We start from the raw sequence: 20978 nt of genomic DNA on the forward strand, positions 1-20978 counted from the left end.
TCGGGTTTAGTGTAAGTGCTTACAACGACATCATACTACAGTTTGTGAAGGAATACCGTGAAGATTACATGAAGATTGGCAACTGACCGAGCAAAAGCAACATGATGATGATGGCGACAACAATGAGAAACCCCCAGTCATTCATTCGTTTCGTCATACGAGATATCCCCTTCATAGGTCTAAGTGTCGATTCATCTACAGTATAAAAGGATGCGGAAAAAAGGTAGGACGAATAAATCACCAGGTCAAAAAAAGAACTACCTGATGACGGTGAGGCAGTTCATCAGGTTTAACGGATGATGAATCGGGAACAATAGTGTCGTATGTTCATTATTGAAGGAGGAATTGAGTATGTCGAAACATGTACTGATTGTCACGACGTCAGCGAATCAATTATCAAATGGTCACGCAACGGGACTTTGGCTTGAAGAGTTTGCCGTGCCTTACTTGTTATTTGAAAAAGAAGGATACAAAGTGACGGTCGCGAGTATCGAAGGTGGAGACGTGCCAATCGATGCGAATAGTTTAGAAGATGGTTTGTCAGAAGACATTCTAAATACGCGCGAGTTGCTCAAAGACACAGCGCGACTTGATCAAGTCGCAGACGAGTCGTATGACGCAATTTATTTGCCAGGTGGTCATGGGACAGTCGTCGATTTCCCAGAAAATGAAACGCTACAACGCGTTATTCGGAACGTCTATGAGAGTGGAAATATTGTCGGTGCGGTGTGCCACGGACCGATTGGATTGGTCAACGTGAAACTGAGCAACGATGAACCACTCGTCAAAGATAAACAAGTGACAGGATTCACGGACGCAGAAGAAAAAGAAATGCAACTCGATTCTGCTGTACCGTTCTTACTTGAGACGGGACTACGCAATCAAGGTGGACAGTTCAAAGGAGCCGACAACTGGGCAGTGAATGTGGCAGTCGACGAGCGACTCGTCACAGGTCAAAACCCGCAGTCTTCTGAAGCGGTCGGGAAAGAACTTGTCAAATTGCTAGGATAAATAGATGAAGCAACTTCGGTTATTCGAAGTTGCTTTTTATTTTTGGACATATGTCCTATTCAAGCGGTCATTCTTTTTGTACAGTCAGACGAAGAGAGAGGGGAATGACATGGGAATTATATTTGCCATACTATCTGGCACGTTTATTGCTTTACAAGGAATCTTTAACGCCAAACTAGGAGATGCGGTAGGGGCATGGATGTCCGTCACAATCGTCCATTTTGTCGGACTGCTGTTAGCACTCGTCATTTACTTTTTCAAACGAGATGCAGACATGACGGCCTTCAAACGTGTGCCTTGGTATTATAGTCTAGGTGGACTATTCGGTGTATTCGTCGTCTTCGGCGAACTGACAGCGATTCAACAACTAGGAGTGACGTGGGCAATCTGTGTCCTGCTTGTGGCACAATTGCTAGGCGCTTTTATCATCGATTTGAACGGTTGGTTTGGTGTTAAACGGAAGCCGATGAATACGGGACAGGTCACGGGACTCGTCTTGATGGTCGTCGGAATCGGAATTTATACATTCGCGTAAGGAGTTCAATTCTCATGATCAATATGATGGATGCATTGACACGATTGCAGTGGAATCATCTTTTTTCTAACGAAACGCTTGAAGCTTCTTCTTTAGTCACTTATGAATCCGGTACAATGCTTTGTTCGAACAATCAGCATATTGAATCCTTGTTTGTGGTGCTCGAAGGACGCGTCAAAATCTATACACTCAGTGAAGAAGGGAAGTTGCGCTTGCTTCGTTTGAAAGCTGCGCCGACGCTCATTGGGGACATCGAATATGCGAGTGGTCGTAACGTATTGCATACTGTCGAGGCGGTTGGTTCGGTAACCTGCTTACGGATTCCGTTCGAGGCACTTCGTCGTCATAATCGGACGGTCGAATTCACGGAACATCTATTGCGTGGGGTGTCCGAAAAACTGTTCATCGAGGCGAACGCCTCATCCAATCATCTCATGTCGACACTTGAAGAACGGTTGGCGGGCTATTTGATCTCCCTTAGTGAATCGGGTAACGAGCTGTTTCAAGCTGAGATGAGTCAACTGAAGCGTAAAGAAGTCGCCGAATGGCTTGGGACGAGTTATCGTCATTTGAATCGAACGTTGCAGGCGTTCGTCGATGAAGGATTGGTCACGCGAACGAGAAAAGAAGTTGTCATATTAAATAGTGAGCGATTAAAGGAACGTGCGAACGGTATGTTTTATGAGTGAGGAGAGATTATATGATTTTTGGGATCATCTGTTCAGCAGTGGCTGGAGCATTCATTAGTGTCCAGGCAGCGGTCAATGCAAAAATGAATACCAATTTAGGAGCCTGGGCGACGACGGTATTGGTCTTTATCGTCGGTCTGGTCGGTTCCATCATCCCGTTATTATTATTCGGAGGCAATCTTTCCGGATTGCGTGATGTGTCGCCAATCTATTGGCTCGGTGGATTGCTTGGCGTCGGTGTCGTGTATTGTGTCATGCGGAGCATCCAGCTGCTTGGACCGACTTTGTCCGTGTCACTCATCCTCGTGTCACAACTCATTTGGGCGTTACTCGTCGATTTGTATGGCGCTTTCGGGATGCCTCAAATTACATTATCAGCTGGACAAGTCGTTGGGCTTACGGTCCTGCTCGTCGGAGTTATTCTCTTTAAACAGTCTCAGACCGCAGCCGTCGCCAAACAAGCTGTCAACGAAGCCACTTCTTGAGGAGTGGCTATTTTTCTGAGCAAAACGGGTACAGGTTGGTAACGATTTTTTGTTAAAATGAAGCAGTATGGTTTAAAAATAGCTGAGGTGATGAAAAAAGTGGATTCTTCCATAGTGATTGATTTGTTGATTGTTTTGTTTTTGATTGTGTTGAACGGGATTTTTGCGATGACAGAAATTGCGCTCATCTCATCGAAGCCTGCAAAACTTGAGGTTGAAGCAAATCGAGGGAAACGAAGTGCAAAGATTGCGCTTCATTATTCGAAAGACCCGACAGATTTGTTGTCGACCGTTCAAGTCGGAATCACATTGATTGGGATTATTAACGGGGCCTACGGGGGGGCGCGCTTCTCGGCACCGCTCGCATCGACATTTGAACAAGCCGGAATGAGTACGCAGTATGCCGGAACCGTTGCTTATGTGGCTGTCGTTACGATTATTACGTATCTGTCGCTCATCATTGGTGAATTGGTCCCGAAACGGATTGCGCTCGTCTCGCCTGAGAAAGTCACGATGGCGATCATTCCGTCGCTCGATCTATTTAGCAAGTTGATGCGCCCATTCATTTGGATTTTATCGAAATCGACACTCTTCTTATTCAAGCTTCTTGGATTAAAGGCAGAACAAACGAGTGGAGAGACTGAGCTTGAGATTAAACAGCTTCTCTTTGAGGGAGCTCAGCAAGGTCAGTTCGCCCATGAAGAAGTGCAACAAGTCGAACGCGTCTTTGCGTTCCACGATCAATTGATTTATGAGCTCATGCAACCTCGGACGACGCTTGAATGGGTCGACTTAGAGGATGACATGGATGACATGAAAAAATCGATTTACGAGAGTAAGCATAACAAGTTACCAGTCGGTCGCGACTCACTCGACGACTTTGTCGGATATATCGATGTGCGTGACATTTTGACGTTACCGACATTGCGTGAACCGTCACAAATTTTAAAGCGCATCAAGCAACCGCTTATCGTGCCAAAACAACGTGAAGCGAGCCAAGTGCTTCAGATGATGCAGAAAAATGGTGTCGAGATCGCATTCGTCTTAGATGAATACGGTGGATTCCTTGGGATGGTCACGTTGTTCGATATTTTAGAAGAAATCGTCGGGGAAGTCATGATTGAAGAAGATACACCGGAAGTGGTTCGTCGTGAGGACGGATCGTATTTAGCGGACGGGTTACTCGGGATCGAGGACTTGAAACGAACGTTCGAGATTCGAGATGACCGATTCGATGAAGGGCGCAATTCGTATCATACGCTTGCTGGACTTGTTATTTACGCATTAGGTGATTTTCCGAAGCGGGGCGATGTGGTCGAAGCGTACGGTCTTCGCTTTGAAGTCGTCGATATGGACGGAAAGCGTGTCGACCAAGTACTTGTATCGGAATTAACAGAACCAGTCAAAAAAGAGGATTGATGCAATTGCATCAATCCTCTTTTTCATGTGTCATCCATGTTCGTTGTAAAGCGCCTAGCAAAATGTGAGCCGTGTGGAGCATCGCTCGTTCATCCACATCGAAACGAGGATGGTGGTGAGGGAAAATCGCTGAAAGTTCAGGGTTTCCAGCGCCTGTGAAAAAGAAGCTGCCTGGTACTTGTTCTAAATAGTAAGCGAAGTCTTCGCCGACCATGAGTGGTGCCATCTCGATGACACCGTCTTCGCCGACGGTCTCTTTCGCGCTTTGGCGGACAAATTCTGTTTCTCTCACATGGTTGACGACGGCTGGGTAACCTTTTATATAGTCAAGCGCGTACTCGGCATCGCTCGCAGCACAGACAGAACGAATCATGCGTTCCATATCCGTAATGATTTTATCTTGCGTCTCTGAAGTGAACGTACGCACGGTTCCAGATAACTTGGCCTCTTCGGCAATCACATTGAACGCTTGACCGGAATGGAGAGTCCCAATGGTCAAAACGGCTGGTTCGAGCGGGTCGATGCGTCGACTGACCACTTGTTGGAGATGGTTCGCCACATTCACGGCGACCATGAGGGCATCGACCGTATGTTGCGGAATCGCACCATGACCACCTTTTCCTGTGATGGTCAATTCAAAGCGATCGGCTGCCGCCATGACGGGACCTGTTTTGACGCCGACTGTTCCGAATGGGAGGGGTGTCCAGATGTGCGCACCATAAATATAATCCACATTGTCGAGACAGCCATCCTCAATCATCGGTTTAGCGCCACCGGGAGCCAATTCTTCGGCAAACTGGTGAATCAGCACAACGTCTCCCGGAAGGTCCAGCTCGGTCAATACTTTCGCTAGAACCAAAAGCGTCGCTGTATGGGCATCGTGTCCACAAGCATGCATGACCCCATTTACTTTTGAACGATACGGGACGTCTTTCACATCTTGGATGGGAAGCGCGTCAAAATCGGCCCGTAACGCGATGGTCGGGCCATCTCCGCCTTTGATTCGACTGACGACTCCATTACCGCCAACGTGTTCACGTACTTCAATCCCAAGTTCGCGGAGATAAGAGGCGATCATCTTCGGCGTTTCAACTTCTTGAAAAGATAGCTCTGGATATTGGTGAAAATGGCGTCTTAGTGACACCATCTCTTCGAACAATTCGGTCAAACGTACTTCGGCATTCGTGACAACCATTGCGTACACTCCTTTGTGATCAACGCATTAAGAATTGCAACCATTTGCTAATTTTTATGAAAGTTAAGCTTATCTTATACGAGTAAAGGGAATTAATACAGGAGAAAATGAAGAAATGAGGTGCCAACATGGGGTGGATTATTGCGATTGTAGCGGTTGTCGTGCTCGTACTCATCTATTTTTCGATGTACAACGGGCTCGTCAAATATCGAAACTGGGTCGATGAAGCATGGGCTCAAATCGATGTGCAGTTGAAGCGGCGGTATGACTTGATTCCAAACTTGGTCGAGACGGTGAAGGGTTATGCGAAACACGAGCAGGAGACGCTCGCGAAGGTCGTCGAACTGAGAAACCAGCTCGGGGAGAAGTCGAATCGCCAAGATCAGATGGCGGTGAACGATCAACTGAGCGGGGCGCTGAAAAATCTGTTTGCGCTTCGTGAAGCATATCCGGATTTGAAGGCGAACGAGAACTTCAAGATGTTGCAGGAAGAATTGACGCAGACAGAAAACAAGGTCGCGTATTCGCGTCAGCTCTATAACAATACGGTCATGAAGTACAACACAAAAATCGAATCGGTCCCGACGAACATCATTGCCTCTGTGCACCATTTTGAAAAGCGCGACATGCTCGAGGCGCGTGCCGAAGAGCGCGAGAACGTTCGCGTCTCGTTTTGATGAATCGAGGTGGCAAGTATGCTCCTCTATGAACAGATTCGAAAGAATAAAGTGAAGACGGTCTTCATCGTCACAGGGTTTGTGTTGTTCGTCCTTCTCGTCGGGGCGGCCATTTCCTATGTGAACTATGGAGACGCGATTCCAGGTTTGATTTTCACACCAATCTTCTCCTTGTTTTATGTCGGCATCGTCATCATGTCGAGCACGAATATCGTCATGAAGATGAATCGGGCGCAAGAGGTCACATCGGTGGAAGAACACCGCTTTTTATGGCACACGGTCGAAAACATGGCGATGGTCGCGCGAGTGCCAATGCCCCGTATCTTTATCATCAACGATCCGTCACCGAACGCATTTGCAACCGGACTGAAACCAGAAAAGGCGGCCGTCGCCGTCACGACGGGGCTACTAGAGCGATTGTCTCGTGAAGAAGTGGAAGGTGTGATTGCGCATGAGGTCGCACACATTAAAAACTATGACGTGCGTCTCTCGACGGTCACACTCGCACTCGTCTCTGTCATCGCCATTATGAGTGATATCGGCTCACGGATGTTATTTTTCCGAAGCATCAGTGGGGGACGACGTGACCAAAATCAGAATCCCATCTTCCTCATCATCGGACTTGTTTTATTGGTGTTAGCTCCGCTCATCGCGATGCTGATCAATATGGCGATTTCACGTAATCGCGAGTTTCTAGCAGATGCGAGTGGGGCGGAACTGACCCGTAACCCGGATGCACTCGCCTCAGCGCTTGAGAAGATTGCCAACGTCGAGACACCGGTCGAGCAAGCGTCGAGTGCCTCGGCCCCACTTTACTTCTCCGATCCACTCAAGAAGAAAGTGAGTGGTCTGTTCTCGACGCACCCTGATCCAGTCGAGCGGATTTCCCGACTTCGTCAAATGTGAGCAGAGCCTGTCCGGTTGCGGCAGGCTCTTTGTGTTACACTGAACTGGGAAAATAAGGGGGTGGATGAGTTGGATAAAAAGATATACATAGGTTTAGGGGTCGCTTTATTAGTCGCACTATTTTTATTGGGACTAGGACCATATATTGTACATACAGTACTCAAGATTTTTATGTGGCTTACGCAATATATCTTGCCATGGATTTTTCTCTACTACTTCATTCAATTCTATAAACACTATGCACAAAAACAAGAAAAGCCACCTGAATGAGGTGGCTTTCGACGTTCATCCGGCGCGGTGACTACGGATTTTTTCAATCTCATCGAGGACGAACTGAACGTTTGTACCGACGATGACTTGGATATGATTCGGGCTGACCACTTTAATTCCCGGAATACCGGCTTTTTTGATTTGATCTTGGTTGACAGTATCCATGTCTTTCACATCGACGCGTAGGCGTGTGATGCAAGACTCGATTCCTGTGACGTTTCTGTCACCACCGAGACCGTCATAAATCATGTTCGCCATCGCTGAGAATTCGTTACCTGAAGCCGAGGCCACCGGTGCGACTTTTGTGTCACCCTCTGTCGTCTCACTCGAAACGGCATCAACAACTTCATCCGATTCACGACCTGGAGTCATCAAGTTAAACTTCACGATCATAAAGCGGAAAATCGCATAGTAAATGACTGAGAAGAATAAACCTTGCACAATGAGCATGTACGGCTGATTGGCAAGAGGTAATCTTGAACTGAGGAAGAAGTCAACGAGACCTGCACTGAATGTAAAGCCAGCTGTCCATTGAAATGTTGCTGCGATAAAGAGCGAGATTCCTGTAAGGACTGCGTGTACAAGGTAAAGAACAGGTGCGAGGAACATAAATGAGAACTCGAGTGGTTCAGTTACCCCTGTAAAGAATGAAGCGAACGCAGCTGCGAATAGAAGGGAAGCAGCTTGTTTTTTTCGTTTCGTTTTCGCTGTATGGTACATTGCAAGAGCTGCGGCAGGAAGACCGAACATCATGATTGGGAAGAACCCGGCTTGGTACATTCCCGTTACACCTTTCTCACCTTCACCCGACCAGAACTTTCCGATATCGTTGATGTCAGCGACATCGAACCAGAATACCGAGTTGAGAGCGTGGTGAAGTCCGGTTGGGATCAAGAGACGGTTAAAGAATCCGTAGAGCCCGGCACCGAATGCACCAAGTTTTGAAATTGATTCCCCGAATCCGACGAGTCCTGTGAAGACAATTGGCCAAATGAAGTAAAGCGCGACCGATACGAGAATCATCGAGAATGCCGTCATGATTGGAACGAGACGCTTCCCACTAAAGAACGCGAGGGCATCCGGTAGTTTGACATGACTGAACCGGTTATACATACTAGCAGCAATCAATCCTGATAAAATACCGATAAATGCATTTTCAATTCTTGAGAATGCCGGGTTGACGGCTTCGACATCCACACCTTGGAACAACGCGACCGTGCCAGCCGCTAAAAGTGTCGTGACGGTCAAATAAGCTACGAGTCCACTCAGTGCTGCCGAACCATCGCGGTTTTTTGACATTCCAAGACCAACCCCGACTGCGAAAAGAATTGGAATGTTATCGATAATGGCCGCACCCGCTTTAATTAAGAATGCAGCTGCGACGTTTCCTGACCCCCAACCAGACGGGTCGATCCAGTAACCAATCCCCATGAGAATGGCTGCAGCCGGAAGTACGGCAACCGGTAACATGAGGGAACGTCCGAGACGTTGTAAATAGTTCATCATTGTTGATTTCCTCCTTTTTGGTGGTGTTGATCTTGTAGACGTTGAATGTGGAGCGTAATATAACCAAGTTCTGACTCGGGCAAGACGACGCCATATGTCTCTTCCATTTCTTTTGCGACATCAGATGCGCACGCATAAGCAGACGTGAATTTCGTCTGAATCATGCGAAGCATGTCTTCATCAATCGTGTGATGGTCGTAATGGTTGACCCGATCCATGACGAACCGTAAATGAGTTAATAATCGTTGGTAGGATAAGTCATCTTCTTCAATGGATACATCGAGTCGTCGTGAAATCGATTGAATCATGTCGCGGACAATCGTTGTCTGTTTGACCGTCTTGCGTAAATCACCTCCTTTCACTTTCATCGTATGGATATGAAGCGCGATGAACGCGGCTTCGTCTTTTGGCATTTGGACGTTCAATTTTTCTGCGATGTGTTCAATCGCCCATAGTCCAATCTCGTACTCATTCCGATAAAGGATTTTAATCTCGTTCAACAATTTGTTCCGGAGTGAAATGCCTTCCATCTCCCGCTCGATGGCAAATGAGATATGGTCGGTCAAGACGATGTGGATATGTTCATTGAACGATGTCTCAAGCCGTTTTTCTGCGTACGAAATAATGTCTTCGGAAACGGTAAAGTGTTCAACAGGAATCCGACTTAACAACTGTTGAAACTTGTCGTTTTCCGGCATGATGAACAATTTTTCAATTTTATGGGGATTTACGATGTCGTTCTTCGTTTTTTGAAAGGCGACGCCTGGTCCAATCGCAATCTTTTCTTCCCCATCGTCTGAGACGATGACCGCATTGTTGTTTAGAATTTTTTTGATCTTAATCATGTGTCCTCCTTGTTCCGGAGTCACGCTTCCACTCGGGCGACAATCGTCTTACCCGGGACGGCTTCCTTCGTGAATGTGAAGGCGTAATGATGGGCAAGCGCGCCACCATTCGTCACGACCATTGGCGTGACCGTGTCTTTACCAGCTTGATGGATTTGTACTAAGTCGGCTGTCATTAACAGCTGTCCTGTTTTCACGTGGTCACCTACATCTACACGGAGATCGAACGGTCGACCTTCGAGTTCGACGGTGTCGAGTCCGACGTGAATCAAAATCTCAGCCCCATCCTCGGTCCGAATACCGATGGCGTGCTTGGTCGGAGCGATTTGTACAATTTCTCCGTCAGCTGGTGAGACGACTGCTCCGTCTGTCGGTGTGATGGCAATACCATCACCCATCATCTTTTCACTGAAGACCGGGTCCGCTACTTGGTCGAGTGGAATAACGTCTCCTTCCATTGGCGAGTGCAGTGTCGGTTTGTGTCGATTCATTAACTTATTCCATAGCATATCTTCTACATCCTTTCTTAACGCAAAACGAGGAAAAACAAAACAGGCATGGAGTATAGACGGGTGGCATGCACCGTACGTCTTACCCCATGCCTGATCGAATCAGTCACATGTGATCGCTATTCGTTTCTTCACGTTCAACATAACATGTGTGGATTTGAGACACAAGTCTTTTTTTGAAAGCGTTCTCTAAAATTTTACACGGTGATGAATCTGTTGTATAGTAAGGGCGAATCTATTGAAGAAAGGTGTTGCATGTTGATGAGTGAGGTTGTATCTGCCTAACGAACTGAAAAATGTCGGATGACACGTCTTTTTGTCATGCCGTCATGTTCCGTTACAGATACCGCCCATCAAAAACTGCCAGACACCGGTCTGTCTTTTTGCGTTGGTCGTCATCGACTGACGCTTTTTTGTTTGCGCGGTATCTCGATTCTACAATTTGAGGAGAGAGACACATGAACGAACAAACATTTGAAAAATTACAATACAATGAATTGATGACAAAAGTAGAGCGTTTCTGCATCAGCGGATTCGGAAGACGACTACTCAGACAGCAACATCCGACGAGCCATATTGCGACGGTGAAGAAGCGTCTGCAAGAAACGTCTGAAGCACGCGCGATTTTAGATGCGACGTCACACGTGCCGTTCATCGGCGTATCTGATATGGAGACCATCATCGGCAAACTACAACGCGGAATTCAACTCGAAGCAAAAGAGCTCGAAGCGGTCGCTGAATTTTTACGGGGCGCGCGCAAGCTGAAGCGATTCATGCTTGAACATGAATTTTTCGCACCGCTCTTGTCCGCATATGCTACCGGAATGGGCGAATGGCGAACACTCGAAGAAGACATCACACAAGCGATTCGAGCCGGTCAGGTCGTCGATGAGGCGTCAAAAGAGTTGAAGCGAATTCGAAAACAAGTCGACATTCTCGAAGGACGCATCGAGGAGCGGTTGGCCAAGTTTTTGAAGAGTGCCGCCAATCGCGAGATGATTCAAGACGGATTTGTTACGAAAAAACAGGACCGTTTCACCATTCCGATCAAAGCTTCATACAAGCATAAAGTGGCGGGTACGATTGTGGACACATCGAATCGCGGCACGACGGTCTTTATTGAGCCGGAAACCATTTCGAAGTTGAACGCCGAACTCGTCGTCAAACGGACGGAAGAAGCGGTAGAGGTGTATCAAGTACTAGCGACGTTGACGGGAGCCGTGGCAGAAGTCCTTCCTGACATCGAGGCGACGCTCGACGTCATCGCCCAGTACGATATGGTCTTCGCCAAAGGGAAGTACAGTCAGTCAATTGATGGCGTGACACCGCATGTGAATGCGACCGGGCGCATCCAATTGAAACGAGTACGCCATCCGCTTTTAGAAAGCGCTGTGCCACTCGATTTTGCCATCGGTACGGATTATCGCGGCTTAATTATCACGGGACCGAACGCCGGCGGGAAGACGGTGGTATTGAAAACGATTGGACTCCTCAGTCTGATGACGATGACGGGTCTGCATATCCCGGCCCATCCTGATACGATCATCTCGACATTCGATGAGGTGTTCGTCGATATCGGAGACAATCAGGATCTGGAGTCGGCGCTCAGTACGTTCTCGGCGCATATGCACAATGTGGCGAAAATCATGCAAACCGCTGGAAAGCGGTCACTCTTGTTATTCGACGAAATCGGAAGTGGGACGGAACCGAATGAGGGGGCTGCTCTTGCGATTGCCATTTTAGAAGCGGCATATAAACGGGGCGCGATCGTCGTGGCGTCGACGCATTATGGAGAAATCAAATCGTATTCTGAAGCGCATCCGGATTTCATGAACGCTGCGATGCAGTTTGACCCGGAAACGCTCGAACCGAAATACCGGCTGCTCATGGGGCAGTCTGGCGACAGCAACGCCTTATTTATCGCTCGCAAGATGAAGTTACCGGAAGCGATTCTCAAACAGGCATCTCGTTACATGAACGAGAAAACGTATGACACTACGAAAGTCGATGAATCTAAAATAACGCGAGAAGTGGAAGTGGTACCACTTGAAGAAGCAGAGCGTTTTGAAAAAGGTGACCGTGTTCGTCTACTCGAGACGAATCAAGTCGGTCTTGTTTATTCGTTTGATGCATCGCGTCGGCATGTACGAGTGTTTGTGGATGCAGAGTATATAGAGTTGCCGAGTCGTCGTGTCCGGTTAGAAGCACGGGCCACGGAACTTTATCCGGCTGATTATGATTTGGATACGTTATTCACGACGTATCAGGAGCGTAAGGAAGCACACGACTTTGCACGAGGATCGAAAAAAGCGTTACGACGAGTGGAGAAGGAGATTCGGGAAAGAAAGAAACAAGAGCACTCTAACCGAAAATGAATGTAGCATACGCTGAAAGGGTAAGAGCACATAAAGAGAAGTCTTAATCTGGGAGGGGCTTATGTGTTCGAGTTAAGTTTTTGGTTTGCACTCGGTTTTGCCGTGATTCACTTTTTTTCAGGAAAGCTCATTCACGTGCGTGAAGTGCCGAGGAGCCGTTTTTTGTCAGTGGCTGGCGGGATTGCCGTTGCTTATGTATTTCTTCATCTCTTACCAGAGTTAAATGAATATCAACGTGAACTCGAAGGAGAGATTGGAAATAACGTCTTCGCTTCCCTTGAGAACCATATCTTAATTATCAGTATGTTGGGGCTGGCTGTCTTCTATGGACTCGAACGTTTCGCGACGGCGAATAAACGCAAACAAAAACCGTATGTATTTTGGATTCACATCGGTTCGTTCACGCTTTATACGTTTAGCATCGGTTATGTACTCGCAGAAAGTGAGTTTCAATCGAATGGCACGATGTTCCTTTACTTTGTGGCGCTCGGCATACACTTTGTCACGGTCGATCAAGGATTGCGTCAGCATCTTCTTAGCGCTTGCCGTGCTTATAGGATGGGGAGTCGGTACATTTGCAGAAGTAAATGAACTTGGCTTGTCCATCGTTGTCGCCTTTTTAGCGGGAGGGGTGATTTTGAACGTCATGAAAGAAGAGTTGCCTGCTGAACGTGAAAGTAGTTTTGGTGCGTTTTTAATCGGATTGTTGGGTTATGCGTTGTTATTACTCGTCATATGAAAAGGCAGCCACTTGCGGTGGCTGCCTTTTGACTTATAAGCTGTTGCTTTGGTTTTCTACGTTGCTGTCGCTCTCTGTTGAAGCATCGTCATCTGAAGAGGATGAATCGTCATGATGTGAACCGTGCCCATGCCCATGGCGACCACCTTCACGTCCGCCACGCATGCCTCGAGCATCTTCTAAGTCATCGTAACTCGTCACATCCGCAAAACGTTCTTCGTGATCTGCAAGGATTTGATCGGCTTCTTCTTGCGTCACGTTACCTTCCTCCACAGCGGTTGCCAGTTTTTCTTCATGCGATGTCATGATGGCATCGATGAACGCTTCGATCGAGATTCCTTTTTCTTCTGCAAGCTCAGGAAGTGATTGCCCGTTTTCGCGAGCAACATCCACTTCTTCTTCCGTCAGTCCAAGTGCCCCGATGAGGGCTGTACGTCCCGCTTCCCGGTCACCGAACATACCGGGACCTCGTTCACCACGTTCGCATTGTGTGGATGCTGTCGTTGTCGATTCATCTGTCGTCGTGTCATTCGTCGCGGCATATACGCCTGTGCCCGAGACGGCTAAAAGACCCGCTAAGGCGATTGCAAGTTTTGTTGATTTCATGTGTATCTCCTCCTTTGTTACTTCAAGTGTAGAACTGAAGGCTTCGGAAGTTGTGAGGGAGTTGCAAGATTTCTGCAAATTGTCTTTGGGAAACGGTGGGACGTTCGATGTGTGCGATATAATGGATGTGGAGGCGATAGAAGATGAACGTACTCGTTGTGGAAGATGAACAAAAACTGGCGGACGGCATGTCCCGTTTTTTAACGTATGCAGGATTTGATGTGACCGTGGCGATGACCTTGAGTGAGGCGAAACAACAGCTGCATCAACGGTTTGATGCGATCTTATTGGATGTTCGCTTACCGGACGGAGAAGGATGGACCTTGATTCCGACATTGAAAGCGCAACAGCCCGCACCTGCCATCATCTTGACGACGGCGCGAGGCGAGGCAGATGATCGCGTATTCGGATTGGAGCTCGGGGCAGACGATTACTTGGTCAAACCGATTGTCTTGAAAGAGCTAGAGATTCGTCTGAAACGTCTCGTCAAACAGACCGATTTGATTCAATTCGGAGCGCTCACTATCGACATCAAATCGAGAATGGTACAAGAGAACGGACATCCGCTTCGACTGACGAACAAGGAGTATGAACTACTTTTGTATCTATGGAAGCACGTCGGAGAGGCGTTAGACCGGAATCGCCTGCTCGACGACGTATGGGACTACACGTTTGTCGGAGATACGCGTACGGTCGACACTCATATTAAACAATTACGTGATAAATCACCCACACTGAAAGAACAGTTGAAGACCGTTCACCGGGTCGGTTATCGCTTAGAGGGACTGTCATGAATCGCTTGATGAAGAAATTACTGTGGACGGCTGTTCTACCACTTGCTGTGATGGCACTCTTAACTTTCGGACTCACGTCATTATTGATCGGACGCTTCGCAGAAGACGAAACATATGCACAATTGGAGCGCGAGGCAGCGATTGTATATGAGGCCGTTCAAGAAGGTCGTGGGATTCCAGGTCAACTAGATGTGCTCCTATTTCAGAACGGGCAACGGATCGAGCTAGAACGTGGTGGACGGATGCATCGCATGATGCCGATCAACCTCGACCCGAATGACTTAGCGGTTCAGGACGAAGTGAGTGTGAACGGCACCCGCTTCTTGACGTATTTACAAGAAGAAGGGGATATTCAAATCGTGACGTACAGCCCCGTACCGTTTTCGAATCCACAGTTTCAGCAAATTTATCTCATCTTAGCAGGTGGATTTATCCTGGCACTGTTGGTTGCCATCGGCGTCACATTTTGGATGAGTCGTCGGCTCACGCAGCCGCTCGTGGAGTTGAAACAAGCGACCGCATCGATCATGGAGGGGCGACACGACATCACTCTACCGAATGTGACGAATGACGAGATTGGAGATTTGACCGTCACGGTCGGTCGTATGAATGAATCGCTTCAAGAAAAAGAAGCACTTCAAAAATCATTTATATCCGGGGTGACGCATGATGTGCGTACACCACTCGCCATCGTTCGGAACGAGGCGGAGATGCTGGAGCTAGGTGTTGTGGAGACATCGGATATTTCGATGACCGGGAAAAGTATTACCGAGGAAGTGGACCGGATTGACCGACTCGTCAACCAGATGCTCGAATATTCAAAGTTGTCGTCGGGTACGATTCCGCTTGAAATAGAGTCGCTTCAACTAGATGACTTGATTCGTCGACTGACTTCACGCATGTCCGAGTGGTTCCGACAAAAAGACGTGACGCTCGACTTACAATTGGAACCTGTAACGATTCAAGCCGATCGACTAGCGATGGAACGGGTTCTCTCGAACTTCTTGAGAAATGCGTATGAAGCGAGTCCTTCTGGGGGATGCATCACCATCAGACTGACGCCAAATCGATTAGAAGTGACCGATGAAGGGAAGGGAATTGACCATACCATCCAGCACTCCATTTGGGATATGTATGTGAAAGGAGACCGCTCGAACGGACATGGTCTAGGTCTCGCCATCACGAAACTACTTCTTGAAGCACAAGGACTTTCTTACGGGGTTGATTCAGAGAAGGGGGCGACATTTTGGATCGAATGGACATGAGGTTATTTTTGCGTGGGGTACGGTTAGAGAGGGAACGAATCCGTTCGACAGGCTATCCGTATACGTTACCGATTTTTCAGACACTCGATGAACTATCGTTTCATCATCCTGTCACGTTTCTTGTCGGAGAGAATGGGAGTGGGAAATCGACGTTGATTGAAGGGATGGCCGTGGCGGCCGGATTCAATCCAGAAGGCGGAGCACCTTCCTTCCAATTTGAAACAGAGTCGACGCATAGTTCCTTGTTTGAAGCGCTTCGTCCGATTCGAGGCCCGTATCGTCCGAAAGATGGCTTTTTCTTACGTGCCGAGACGGCATACCAGCTATCGAGTTATGTGGACGAAATGGCGAAATCAGGGCGAAATCCTGAACGGTTTTATGAATCATACGGCGGACGTTCTCTTCATGAACAATCGCACGGTGAAGCGTTTCTCTCCCTCATGCTACACCGATTTCGTGGAGATGGTCTCTACATTTTGGATGAGCCAGAGGCCGCATTGTCACCGATGCGCCAACTGACGATGCTCGCGCGCATGCATGAACTCGTACAATCCGGCAGTCAATTCATCATTGCGAGTCACTCACCCATTTTGATGTCGTATCCAGGTGCGATGATTTTGCAAGTCGAGACGGGGCTTACTCCGACAGCGTTTGATGATCTGGAACATGTAAAGGTCATGCGCGACTATTTGGATGCGCCAGAGCGGATGCAGCGGGTCTTGTTCGACTAAAAAAGCGGCCTCGGCCGCTTTTTTCATGCTTTCGTAATCTTTCGCAATAAGATGATTGCGAGGCTAACGCCCCCGTCAATCAACATATACAAAACAATTTCCATCCATGTGCTCATTCGTCGTCTCCATCTGCAAACACAGCAAGTTCACCTTGCGGCATCGCGACCAACAGATAGGCATCTCCGCCGAGCGGTCGCGCGTCACCTGCTTGCCAACATTCAAATTGTTCTTGAAATCCATTGATGAATAGGAGAGAACCTGATTCAAATTCGAGTTCGAGATGGGGATGTTCGTGACCGAGTCGTACGTGATGGATGCGCTCACGACGAAGCCGCATGAGTTGTTCGAGTTGTTCACCTTCGTCAAACGTGTTTTGTGTGGCGTGAACGTGCCACGGGCCCTCAATCGAAATCCAGGATTCTAACCCCTGGCGACTGAAATAGAGGAGATGGTGATTCGGACCAGAACCGAAATCGATTCCGACAAAGGAAGAGGCGGTAAAGAGGTGATGCAAAATAGATGTCGCTTGTTCGTACTCCGTGGTAGACACACCGTCACCTCACTTTAAAAGAGTTGTTATGATTATCATTTCACGTTACCACGCTAAAGTAAACGAATCACACTCAATCTTCAGAAAAAAATGTGGATGTCACATCAAAATACGGCTTCAACCGAAGCATTTCCCAATCGTTCAGATTGTTTGGGTTATACTGGATTGAACTACCCCCACCTACGCTTTTCTTAGAGGTGGAGGATTCCTGAGTTATCCTCTCTAACGAGAGAAACCTGATCAGGCTAGCCCCGTCGTCCCGACGGTTGAAGAAGCCAACAGGCGCTCGGCTTCTTGTTTGAGGTTCAGTCCTGCGTTCACATCACGATCATGATGGATCCCACAGCTCGGGCATGTCCATTCACGCAATGCGAGATGCTTTACGTCTGTGTGTCGATGGCCGCAACCCGAACAGAGCTGGCTCGAGGCGAAGGTCTTCCCGACCTTCACGACGGTCTTCCCGTACCAGTCGGCCTTATACTCGAGCATGCGAAAGAACTCCGACCAGCTGACCTCGGAGATCGACTTGCTCAACTTGCGGTTCTTCCGCATGTTCCTCACCTGCAGGGTCTCTATGCCGATGACGTCGTGGTTTTTGACGATCTCGGTCGACACATTGTGCAGGAAGCCGGTGCGTCTGTTGGCGATCTTCTCATGGATGCGGGCGACCTTCCGCTTCTGCTTCTGGTAGTTCTTCGCCTCGGAGAGTGTCACCTTCTTGTTCAGGGCGATGCGCTGACGACGGGACAACTTACGTTGCTCGCGGGCGAGTTTCTTCTCGAGCGTACGGAAGTAACGGTCGTTTTGGTACACCGTGCCGTCCGATAAAATGGCGAAGTTCTTCAGCCCGACGTCCACGCCGACCGATGAACCGGTCTTCGCCAGCTCACCGATCTCCTGCTCTACGAGAAGGGAGACGAAGTATTTACCCGAAGCCGTGCGTCGGATCGTGGCGCTCAGGATGCGACCCTCGACCTGTCTCGAGTTGGCGAACCGCACCCATCTCAGCTTGGGGAGTTTGAGCTTGTTCCCGACGATCGAGACCTCGGGGAGCTGGGACTTTCCTTGGATGTTCGTCTTGTAGGATTGGACGGGGTTTCGCTTCGACTTGAAACGGGGATGATTTCCCTCATTCTTGAAGAATCTCTTGTACGCGTCGGCCAGGTGTTTGACACTGTTCTGGACGGCCGTGCTGTCCACTTCCGTCAACCAACTGAATTCCTGCTTGAGCATGGGAAGGTCTTTCGAGCAGTCATCATACGACAGTCCCTTGCCTGTCGCTTCATGGGCCGTGTCCCATTTCGACAGGAAATGGTTGAAGACGAAACGCGAACAGCCGATCGTCTTGGCGATCAGGACCTCCTGTTCCTTCGTCGGATAGATCCGAAACTTATAGCCCTTGTGCTTCACCATAAGGTTCACCTCCTTGAAGGAATCATACCCGAAAGAGAGGTTGGCGATTCATCTCCCACTTTCACGTAAGCCCTGTCCTTAACGTTTAGAAGTGGGCGTATTCTCGCCTAATTTTGATAAAATCAAGGAGAATACGCTCGATTTCGTTTTGAATAGGGGGACATGAGATGATCGTATCAATCGACAAAGCAGGATATGAGGTAAACGAGCCAGTCATTCAAAGCATTTCGTTTGATGTGCGGTCAGGTGAGATTTTAGGGGTGATTGGGTCGAACGGTGCGGGAAAAACGACCACCATTGCCTGTCTGACAGGAACGATTCCATGGATGAAAGGAACCGTCGAGATGGAACGCTATGCGTACATCCCGGAGCAACCGGTTTACTACGATTATTTGACATTATCGGAACATATTGCGCTCGTACAAGAATTGACGGGTGTCGAGTCGAAGGAAAAGACGAAGGAGTTGTTGCAGCTTTTCCGACTCGATCATGTGACAGACCGGTATCTCTCCTCTTTTTCAAAAGGGATGAAACAAAAAGCGATGATTTTATTGGCGCTCATTCAAGAAGCGCATGTATTGATTGTCGATGAACCGTTTATCGGATTAGATGCAACGACCACCATCCAATTACTTCGATTGTTAGAAGCGGAGCGCACGAGGGGAGCCGCTGTTTTACTAGTCACACACGTTCTTGATACGGCCGAGCGGTTGTGTGACCGGTTCGTATGGATTGATGACGGGCAACTCTTTGCGAGTGGGACGAAAGCAGAGATTCGTGAAGCACTCGAAACAGAGGGGATGACCTTGTTCGATATGATGGAAGATGTGGCGCTCCGATGATTGCGAAACGATTGTTTTGGATGCGTGTCTCCCGTTATATGAAACAACAGTGGAAGACGGTCCGACTGATTGTCGACTGGACGATTTTTTTATACGGCGTCATTCCTCTTCTCATATGGGCAGGGTATTCTTACTGGCTCGTATGGGAAGGGAATATCGATTGGTTGCGTGATGTGCCTTACCTGTTATGGGCAATCCTGTTCGGATGGGTGATGTGGCAGGACCGCATGTTTGTATGGGTGGAACGCGCCGACCTCATCCTTGTGGCAGATCGTCATCTCATTCGACAGTTGAAATGGTATTCTGTCGCATATCAGATGACTCAACACCTGATTCAATATGGATTCTATCTTCTATTATTCGCACCGATTCTACATGTGGAGGGAAAGACCACTGTCGAGATCCTCGCATTCGGAGCGGCGCTTTTCTTACTCTCCTGGTGCCATGCATGGATTCAGTATCAACTTCGCCTCCGACACGTCCATCTCATGAAACGATTATTGATCTTATTGATTGCTTTTGTAGGCGTGTATGCGCTATTGATTGAGTCGGTGTTACTCGGTGTGTTTATTGGAAGCATGATGGTCACATTTGCGTTATACGTAGGGGAAGGATGGGTGTGGAAACATCCGAATATCGGTCGCGAGATTGAAATCGGGGAACGTGAGCGTGCCTCATTCGACCGAGTCCTGCTGACAACCTCAGGTGCCATCGAGAAGACGAGTGAGCGGACACGTCCACTATATCGACCGAAACCGAATCGCTTTGGCACCGTCAGACGGACGATGGCAATCCTCATCTATTTTAGGACGCCGAGCCACCGCAATATGTGGTTTCGACTCATTCCACTTGGCGTGACAAGCTTCATTTTACTTCCAAGCTGGTTTAAAGTATTGGTTCCGATTTATGTCATGTATGTCGCCTATCAGGAACAGACGTCATTTACGAGAGAGATGGAGCGGCATCCATTCTTCCAATCCATTCAAGAAAGAGGTTCATCATGAACGAACAGCAATATGAGCAACTGTTACAAATCGAGACGGCCAAACCGCAGCAAGGATTTCCATCTTCGGCGGAATATCACCGTTATGAACCGACTCCTTACGAGGCACTCGATTTGCTTCGGGACGCTTATCCGTTAGAGTCCACAGATACGATTGTTGATTTCGGTTCGGGCAAAGGACGTCTGCCGTTTTATTTGGCGTATACGTTTCGCGTGCGGTCAATCGGTGTCGAGATGGACGGTGGATTTCACGAGGAGGCACTCCAGAATTGGGTGTGCTATACGAAGAAACATCGTAATCGGGGAAGTGTTCAATTGGAACAAGGACTCGCGGAGGAATTCACGATTCCATCGGATGCGAATCGATTCTACTTCTTTAATCCGTTCTCCGTGAACGTCTTCCGCCAAGTGATTGCCAACATCATCGAATCTGTTGAAATAGATCCTCGCCCGGTCGATGTGATTTTATATTATCCGGCGGATGAGTACCTCCATTATTTGAACGACGAGACGCCTTTTCAGTACGTACAAACGGTGCGATTGCCGCTGAAGAATCTTCATGAGCGATTTTTGATTTATCGGTTTGATATGATGGAGTCATCTTGGTAATGGA

Annotated in this window: 22 protein-coding genes; 15 read left to right on the forward strand and 7 right to left on the reverse strand. The window is 48.2% G+C overall.

Going from position 1 to position 20978, the window contains the following annotated elements:
* Positions 1 to 351 precede the first annotated feature (351 nt).
* The 5 genes from PJK55_RS11310 to PJK55_RS11330 all read left to right on the forward strand — a co-directional run bounded on the left by PJK55_RS11310 (position 352) and on the right by PJK55_RS11330 (position 4139).
* Positions 352 to 1011 (forward strand): type 1 glutamine amidotransferase domain-containing protein, encoded by a 660-nt coding sequence (locus PJK55_RS11310; RefSeq protein ID WP_271305879.1) that lies wholly within the window; start codon positions 352 to 354, stop codon positions 1009 to 1011.
* Between the two features lie 109 nt (positions 1012 to 1120).
* Entirely contained in the window at positions 1121 to 1546 is a 426-nt protein-coding gene (locus PJK55_RS11315; RefSeq protein ID WP_271305880.1) for a DMT family transporter, read from the forward strand.
* A gap of 14 nt (positions 1547 to 1560) precedes the next feature.
* A complete protein-coding gene (locus PJK55_RS11320) occupies positions 1561 to 2235 on the forward strand; it encodes a Crp/Fnr family transcriptional regulator (protein ID WP_271305881.1) in 675 nt (224 codons plus the stop codon).
* Positions 2236 to 2246: 11 nt separating this feature from the next.
* The gene (locus tag PJK55_RS11325) at positions 2247 to 2720 is read left to right on the forward strand and encodes a DMT family transporter (RefSeq protein WP_224863036.1); all 474 of its coding nucleotides are present in this window, start codon (positions 2247 to 2249) and stop codon (positions 2718 to 2720) included.
* Between the two features lie 90 nt (positions 2721 to 2810).
* Entirely contained in the window at positions 2811 to 4139 is a 1329-nt protein-coding gene (locus tag PJK55_RS11330) for a hemolysin family protein (RefSeq protein WP_271305882.1), read from the forward strand.
* A gap of 10 nt (positions 4140 to 4149) precedes the next feature.
* Here PJK55_RS11330 and PJK55_RS11335 read toward each other — a convergent pair whose 3' ends face one another.
* Positions 4150 to 5334, reverse strand: a complete 1185-nt coding sequence (locus PJK55_RS11335; protein WP_271305883.1) for an amidohydrolase — start codon at positions 5332 to 5334, stop codon at positions 4150 to 4152.
* A 128-nt stretch (positions 5335 to 5462) separates the two neighbouring features.
* Here PJK55_RS11335 and PJK55_RS11340 point away from each other — a divergent pair, with 128 nt between their 5' ends.
* Positions 5463 to 6011: a LemA family protein gene (locus PJK55_RS11340; protein WP_015880351.1), complete on the forward strand. Its 549-nt coding sequence runs from the start codon at positions 5463 to 5465 to the stop codon at positions 6009 to 6011.
* An 18-nt stretch (positions 6012 to 6029) separates the two neighbouring features.
* Complete coding sequence (htpX, locus tag PJK55_RS11345) at positions 6030 to 6917, forward strand: zinc metalloprotease HtpX (protein WP_074036728.1); 888 nt, start codon at positions 6030 to 6032, stop codon at positions 6915 to 6917.
* Positions 6918 to 7202: 285 nt separating this feature from the next.
* Here htpX and nagE read toward each other — a convergent pair whose 3' ends face one another.
* From nagE to PJK55_RS11360, 3 genes are read right to left on the reverse strand one after another with little or no spacing between them, the layout of a single operon-like run.
* Entirely contained in the window at positions 7203 to 8693 is a 1491-nt protein-coding gene (nagE, locus tag PJK55_RS11350) for an N-acetylglucosamine-specific PTS transporter subunit IIBC (protein WP_271305884.1), read from the reverse strand.
* Positions 8690 to 9538 carry a PRD domain-containing protein gene (locus tag PJK55_RS11355; protein WP_271305885.1) on the reverse strand — a complete coding sequence of 283 codons (849 nt, stop codon included), beginning with the start codon at positions 9536 to 9538 and terminating at the stop codon, positions 8690 to 8692. Before PJK55_RS11355 ends, nagE begins: the two co-directional genes overlap by 4 nt.
* Before the next feature lie 20 nt (positions 9539 to 9558).
* Positions 9559 to 10047: a PTS sugar transporter subunit IIA gene (locus PJK55_RS11360; protein ID WP_214785528.1), complete on the reverse strand. Its 489-nt coding sequence runs from the start codon at positions 10045 to 10047 to the stop codon at positions 9559 to 9561.
* A gap of 458 nt (positions 10048 to 10505) precedes the next feature.
* Between PJK55_RS11360 and PJK55_RS11365 the strand changes: the two genes are divergently transcribed.
* Together PJK55_RS11365 and PJK55_RS11370 are read left to right on the forward strand one after the other, a co-directional pair.
* Positions 10506 to 12422: an endonuclease MutS2 gene (locus tag PJK55_RS11365; protein ID WP_271305886.1), complete on the forward strand. Its 1917-nt coding sequence runs from the start codon at positions 10506 to 10508 to the stop codon at positions 12420 to 12422.
* A 63-nt stretch (positions 12423 to 12485) separates the two neighbouring features.
* Positions 12486 to 13013: a hypothetical protein gene (locus PJK55_RS11370; protein WP_271305887.1), complete on the forward strand. Its 528-nt coding sequence runs from the start codon at positions 12486 to 12488 to the stop codon at positions 13011 to 13013.
* A gap of 181 nt (positions 13014 to 13194) precedes the next feature.
* On the opposite strand, the gene PJK55_RS11375 is transcribed toward PJK55_RS11370, so the two are convergent.
* Complete coding sequence (locus PJK55_RS11375) at positions 13195 to 13767, reverse strand: hypothetical protein (RefSeq protein WP_271305888.1); 573 nt, start codon at positions 13765 to 13767, stop codon at positions 13195 to 13197.
* A gap of 143 nt (positions 13768 to 13910) precedes the next feature.
* On the opposite strand from PJK55_RS11375, the gene PJK55_RS11380 reads away from it, so the two are divergent.
* From PJK55_RS11380 to PJK55_RS11390, 3 genes are read left to right on the forward strand one after another with little or no spacing between them, the layout of a single operon-like run.
* Positions 13911 to 14561, forward strand: coding sequence for a response regulator transcription factor (locus PJK55_RS11380; RefSeq protein WP_271305889.1), 651 nt, complete (start codon positions 13911 to 13913; stop codon positions 14559 to 14561).
* On the forward strand, positions 14558 to 15826 hold the full coding sequence (locus tag PJK55_RS11385) for a sensor histidine kinase (RefSeq protein ID WP_271305890.1): 1269 nt from the start codon (positions 14558 to 14560) through the stop codon (positions 15824 to 15826). Before PJK55_RS11380 ends, PJK55_RS11385 begins: the two co-directional genes overlap by 4 nt.
* Positions 15817 to 16557 carry an AAA family ATPase gene (locus PJK55_RS11390; protein WP_271305985.1) on the forward strand — a complete coding sequence of 247 codons (741 nt, stop codon included), beginning with the start codon at positions 15817 to 15819 and terminating at the stop codon, positions 16555 to 16557. Before PJK55_RS11385 ends, PJK55_RS11390 begins: the two co-directional genes overlap by 10 nt.
* 112 nt (positions 16558 to 16669) lie before the next feature.
* On the opposite strand, the gene PJK55_RS11395 is transcribed toward PJK55_RS11390, so the two are convergent.
* Entirely contained in the window at positions 16670 to 17107 is a 438-nt protein-coding gene (locus PJK55_RS11395; protein WP_271305891.1) for a hypothetical protein, read from the reverse strand.
* Between the two features lie 240 nt (positions 17108 to 17347).
* On the reverse strand, positions 17348 to 18520 hold the full coding sequence (gene tnpB / locus PJK55_RS11400; protein ID WP_271305892.1) for an IS200/IS605 family element RNA-guided endonuclease TnpB: 1173 nt from the start codon (positions 18518 to 18520) through the stop codon (positions 17348 to 17350).
* Between the two features lie 167 nt (positions 18521 to 18687).
* Here tnpB and PJK55_RS11405 point away from each other — a divergent pair, with 167 nt between their 5' ends.
* Genes PJK55_RS11405 through PJK55_RS11415 form a run of 3 tightly spaced genes read left to right on the forward strand, consistent with a single transcriptional unit; the run spans position 18688 to position 20974 of the window.
* Positions 18688 to 19362: an ABC transporter ATP-binding protein gene (locus tag PJK55_RS11405; protein ID WP_271305893.1), complete on the forward strand. Its 675-nt coding sequence runs from the start codon at positions 18688 to 18690 to the stop codon at positions 19360 to 19362.
* Complete coding sequence (locus PJK55_RS11410; RefSeq protein ID WP_271305894.1) at positions 19359 to 20366, forward strand: ABC transporter permease; 1008 nt, start codon at positions 19359 to 19361, stop codon at positions 20364 to 20366. Before PJK55_RS11405 ends, PJK55_RS11410 begins: the two co-directional genes overlap by 4 nt.
* Positions 20363 to 20974, forward strand: a complete 612-nt coding sequence (locus tag PJK55_RS11415; protein ID WP_271305895.1) for an SAM-dependent methyltransferase — start codon at positions 20363 to 20365, stop codon at positions 20972 to 20974. Before PJK55_RS11410 ends, PJK55_RS11415 begins: the two co-directional genes overlap by 4 nt.
* Positions 20975 to 20978: the final 4 nt, after the last annotated feature.

It is taken from the genome of Exiguobacterium sp. MMG028, from assembly GCF_027947425.1.
Taxonomy (GTDB): domain Bacteria; phylum Bacillota; class Bacilli; order Exiguobacteriales; family Exiguobacteriaceae; genus Exiguobacterium; species Exiguobacterium aestuarii_A.

Bases quoted from the DNA above. Each gene is read 5' to 3' on its own strand.
- PJK55_RS11365 (WP_271305886.1), top strand. From the start codon at position 10,506: ATGAACGAACAAACATTTGAAAAATTACAATACAATGAATTGATGACA.
- nagE (WP_271305884.1), bottom strand. From the start codon at position 8,693: ATGATGAACTATTTACAACGTCTCGGACGTTCCCTCATGTTACCGGTT.
- PJK55_RS11335 (WP_271305883.1), bottom strand. From the start codon at position 5,334: ATGGTTGTCACGAATGCCGAAGTACGTTTGACCGAATTGTTCGAAGAG.
- htpX (WP_074036728.1), top strand. From the start codon at position 6,030: ATGCTCCTCTATGAACAGATTCGAAAGAATAAAGTGAAGACGGTCTTC.
- tnpB (WP_271305892.1), bottom strand. From the start codon at position 18,520: ATGGTGAAGCACAAGGGCTATAAGTTTCGGATCTATCCGACGAAGGAA.
- PJK55_RS11360 (WP_214785528.1), bottom strand. From the start codon at position 10,047: ATGCTATGGAATAAGTTAATGAATCGACACAAACCGACACTGCACTCG.
- PJK55_RS11410 (WP_271305894.1), top strand. From the start codon at position 19,359: ATGATTGCGAAACGATTGTTTTGGATGCGTGTCTCCCGTTATATGAAA.
- PJK55_RS11380 (WP_271305889.1), top strand. From the start codon at position 13,911: ATGAACGTACTCGTTGTGGAAGATGAACAAAAACTGGCGGACGGCATG.
- PJK55_RS11330 (WP_271305882.1), top strand. From the start codon at position 2,811: ATGAAAAAAGTGGATTCTTCCATAGTGATTGATTTGTTGATTGTTTTG.
- PJK55_RS11385 (WP_271305890.1), top strand. From the start codon at position 14,558: ATGAATCGCTTGATGAAGAAATTACTGTGGACGGCTGTTCTACCACTT.
- PJK55_RS11340 (WP_015880351.1), top strand. From the start codon at position 5,463: ATGGGGTGGATTATTGCGATTGTAGCGGTTGTCGTGCTCGTACTCATC.
- PJK55_RS11390 (WP_271305985.1), top strand. From the start codon at position 15,817: ATGGACATGAGGTTATTTTTGCGTGGGGTACGGTTAGAGAGGGAACGA.
- PJK55_RS11415 (WP_271305895.1), top strand. From the start codon at position 20,363: ATGAACGAACAGCAATATGAGCAACTGTTACAAATCGAGACGGCCAAA.
- PJK55_RS11315 (WP_271305880.1), top strand. From the start codon at position 1,121: ATGGGAATTATATTTGCCATACTATCTGGCACGTTTATTGCTTTACAA.
- PJK55_RS11405 (WP_271305893.1), top strand. From the start codon at position 18,688: ATGATCGTATCAATCGACAAAGCAGGATATGAGGTAAACGAGCCAGTC.
- PJK55_RS11310 (WP_271305879.1), top strand. From the start codon at position 352: ATGTCGAAACATGTACTGATTGTCACGACGTCAGCGAATCAATTATCA.
- PJK55_RS11325 (WP_224863036.1), top strand. From the start codon at position 2,247: ATGATTTTTGGGATCATCTGTTCAGCAGTGGCTGGAGCATTCATTAGT.
- PJK55_RS11355 (WP_271305885.1), bottom strand. From the start codon at position 9,538: ATGATTAAGATCAAAAAAATTCTAAACAACAATGCGGTCATCGTCTCA.
- PJK55_RS11375 (WP_271305888.1), bottom strand. From the start codon at position 13,767: ATGAAATCAACAAAACTTGCAATCGCCTTAGCGGGTCTTTTAGCCGTC.
- PJK55_RS11320 (WP_271305881.1), top strand. From the start codon at position 1,561: ATGATCAATATGATGGATGCATTGACACGATTGCAGTGGAATCATCTT.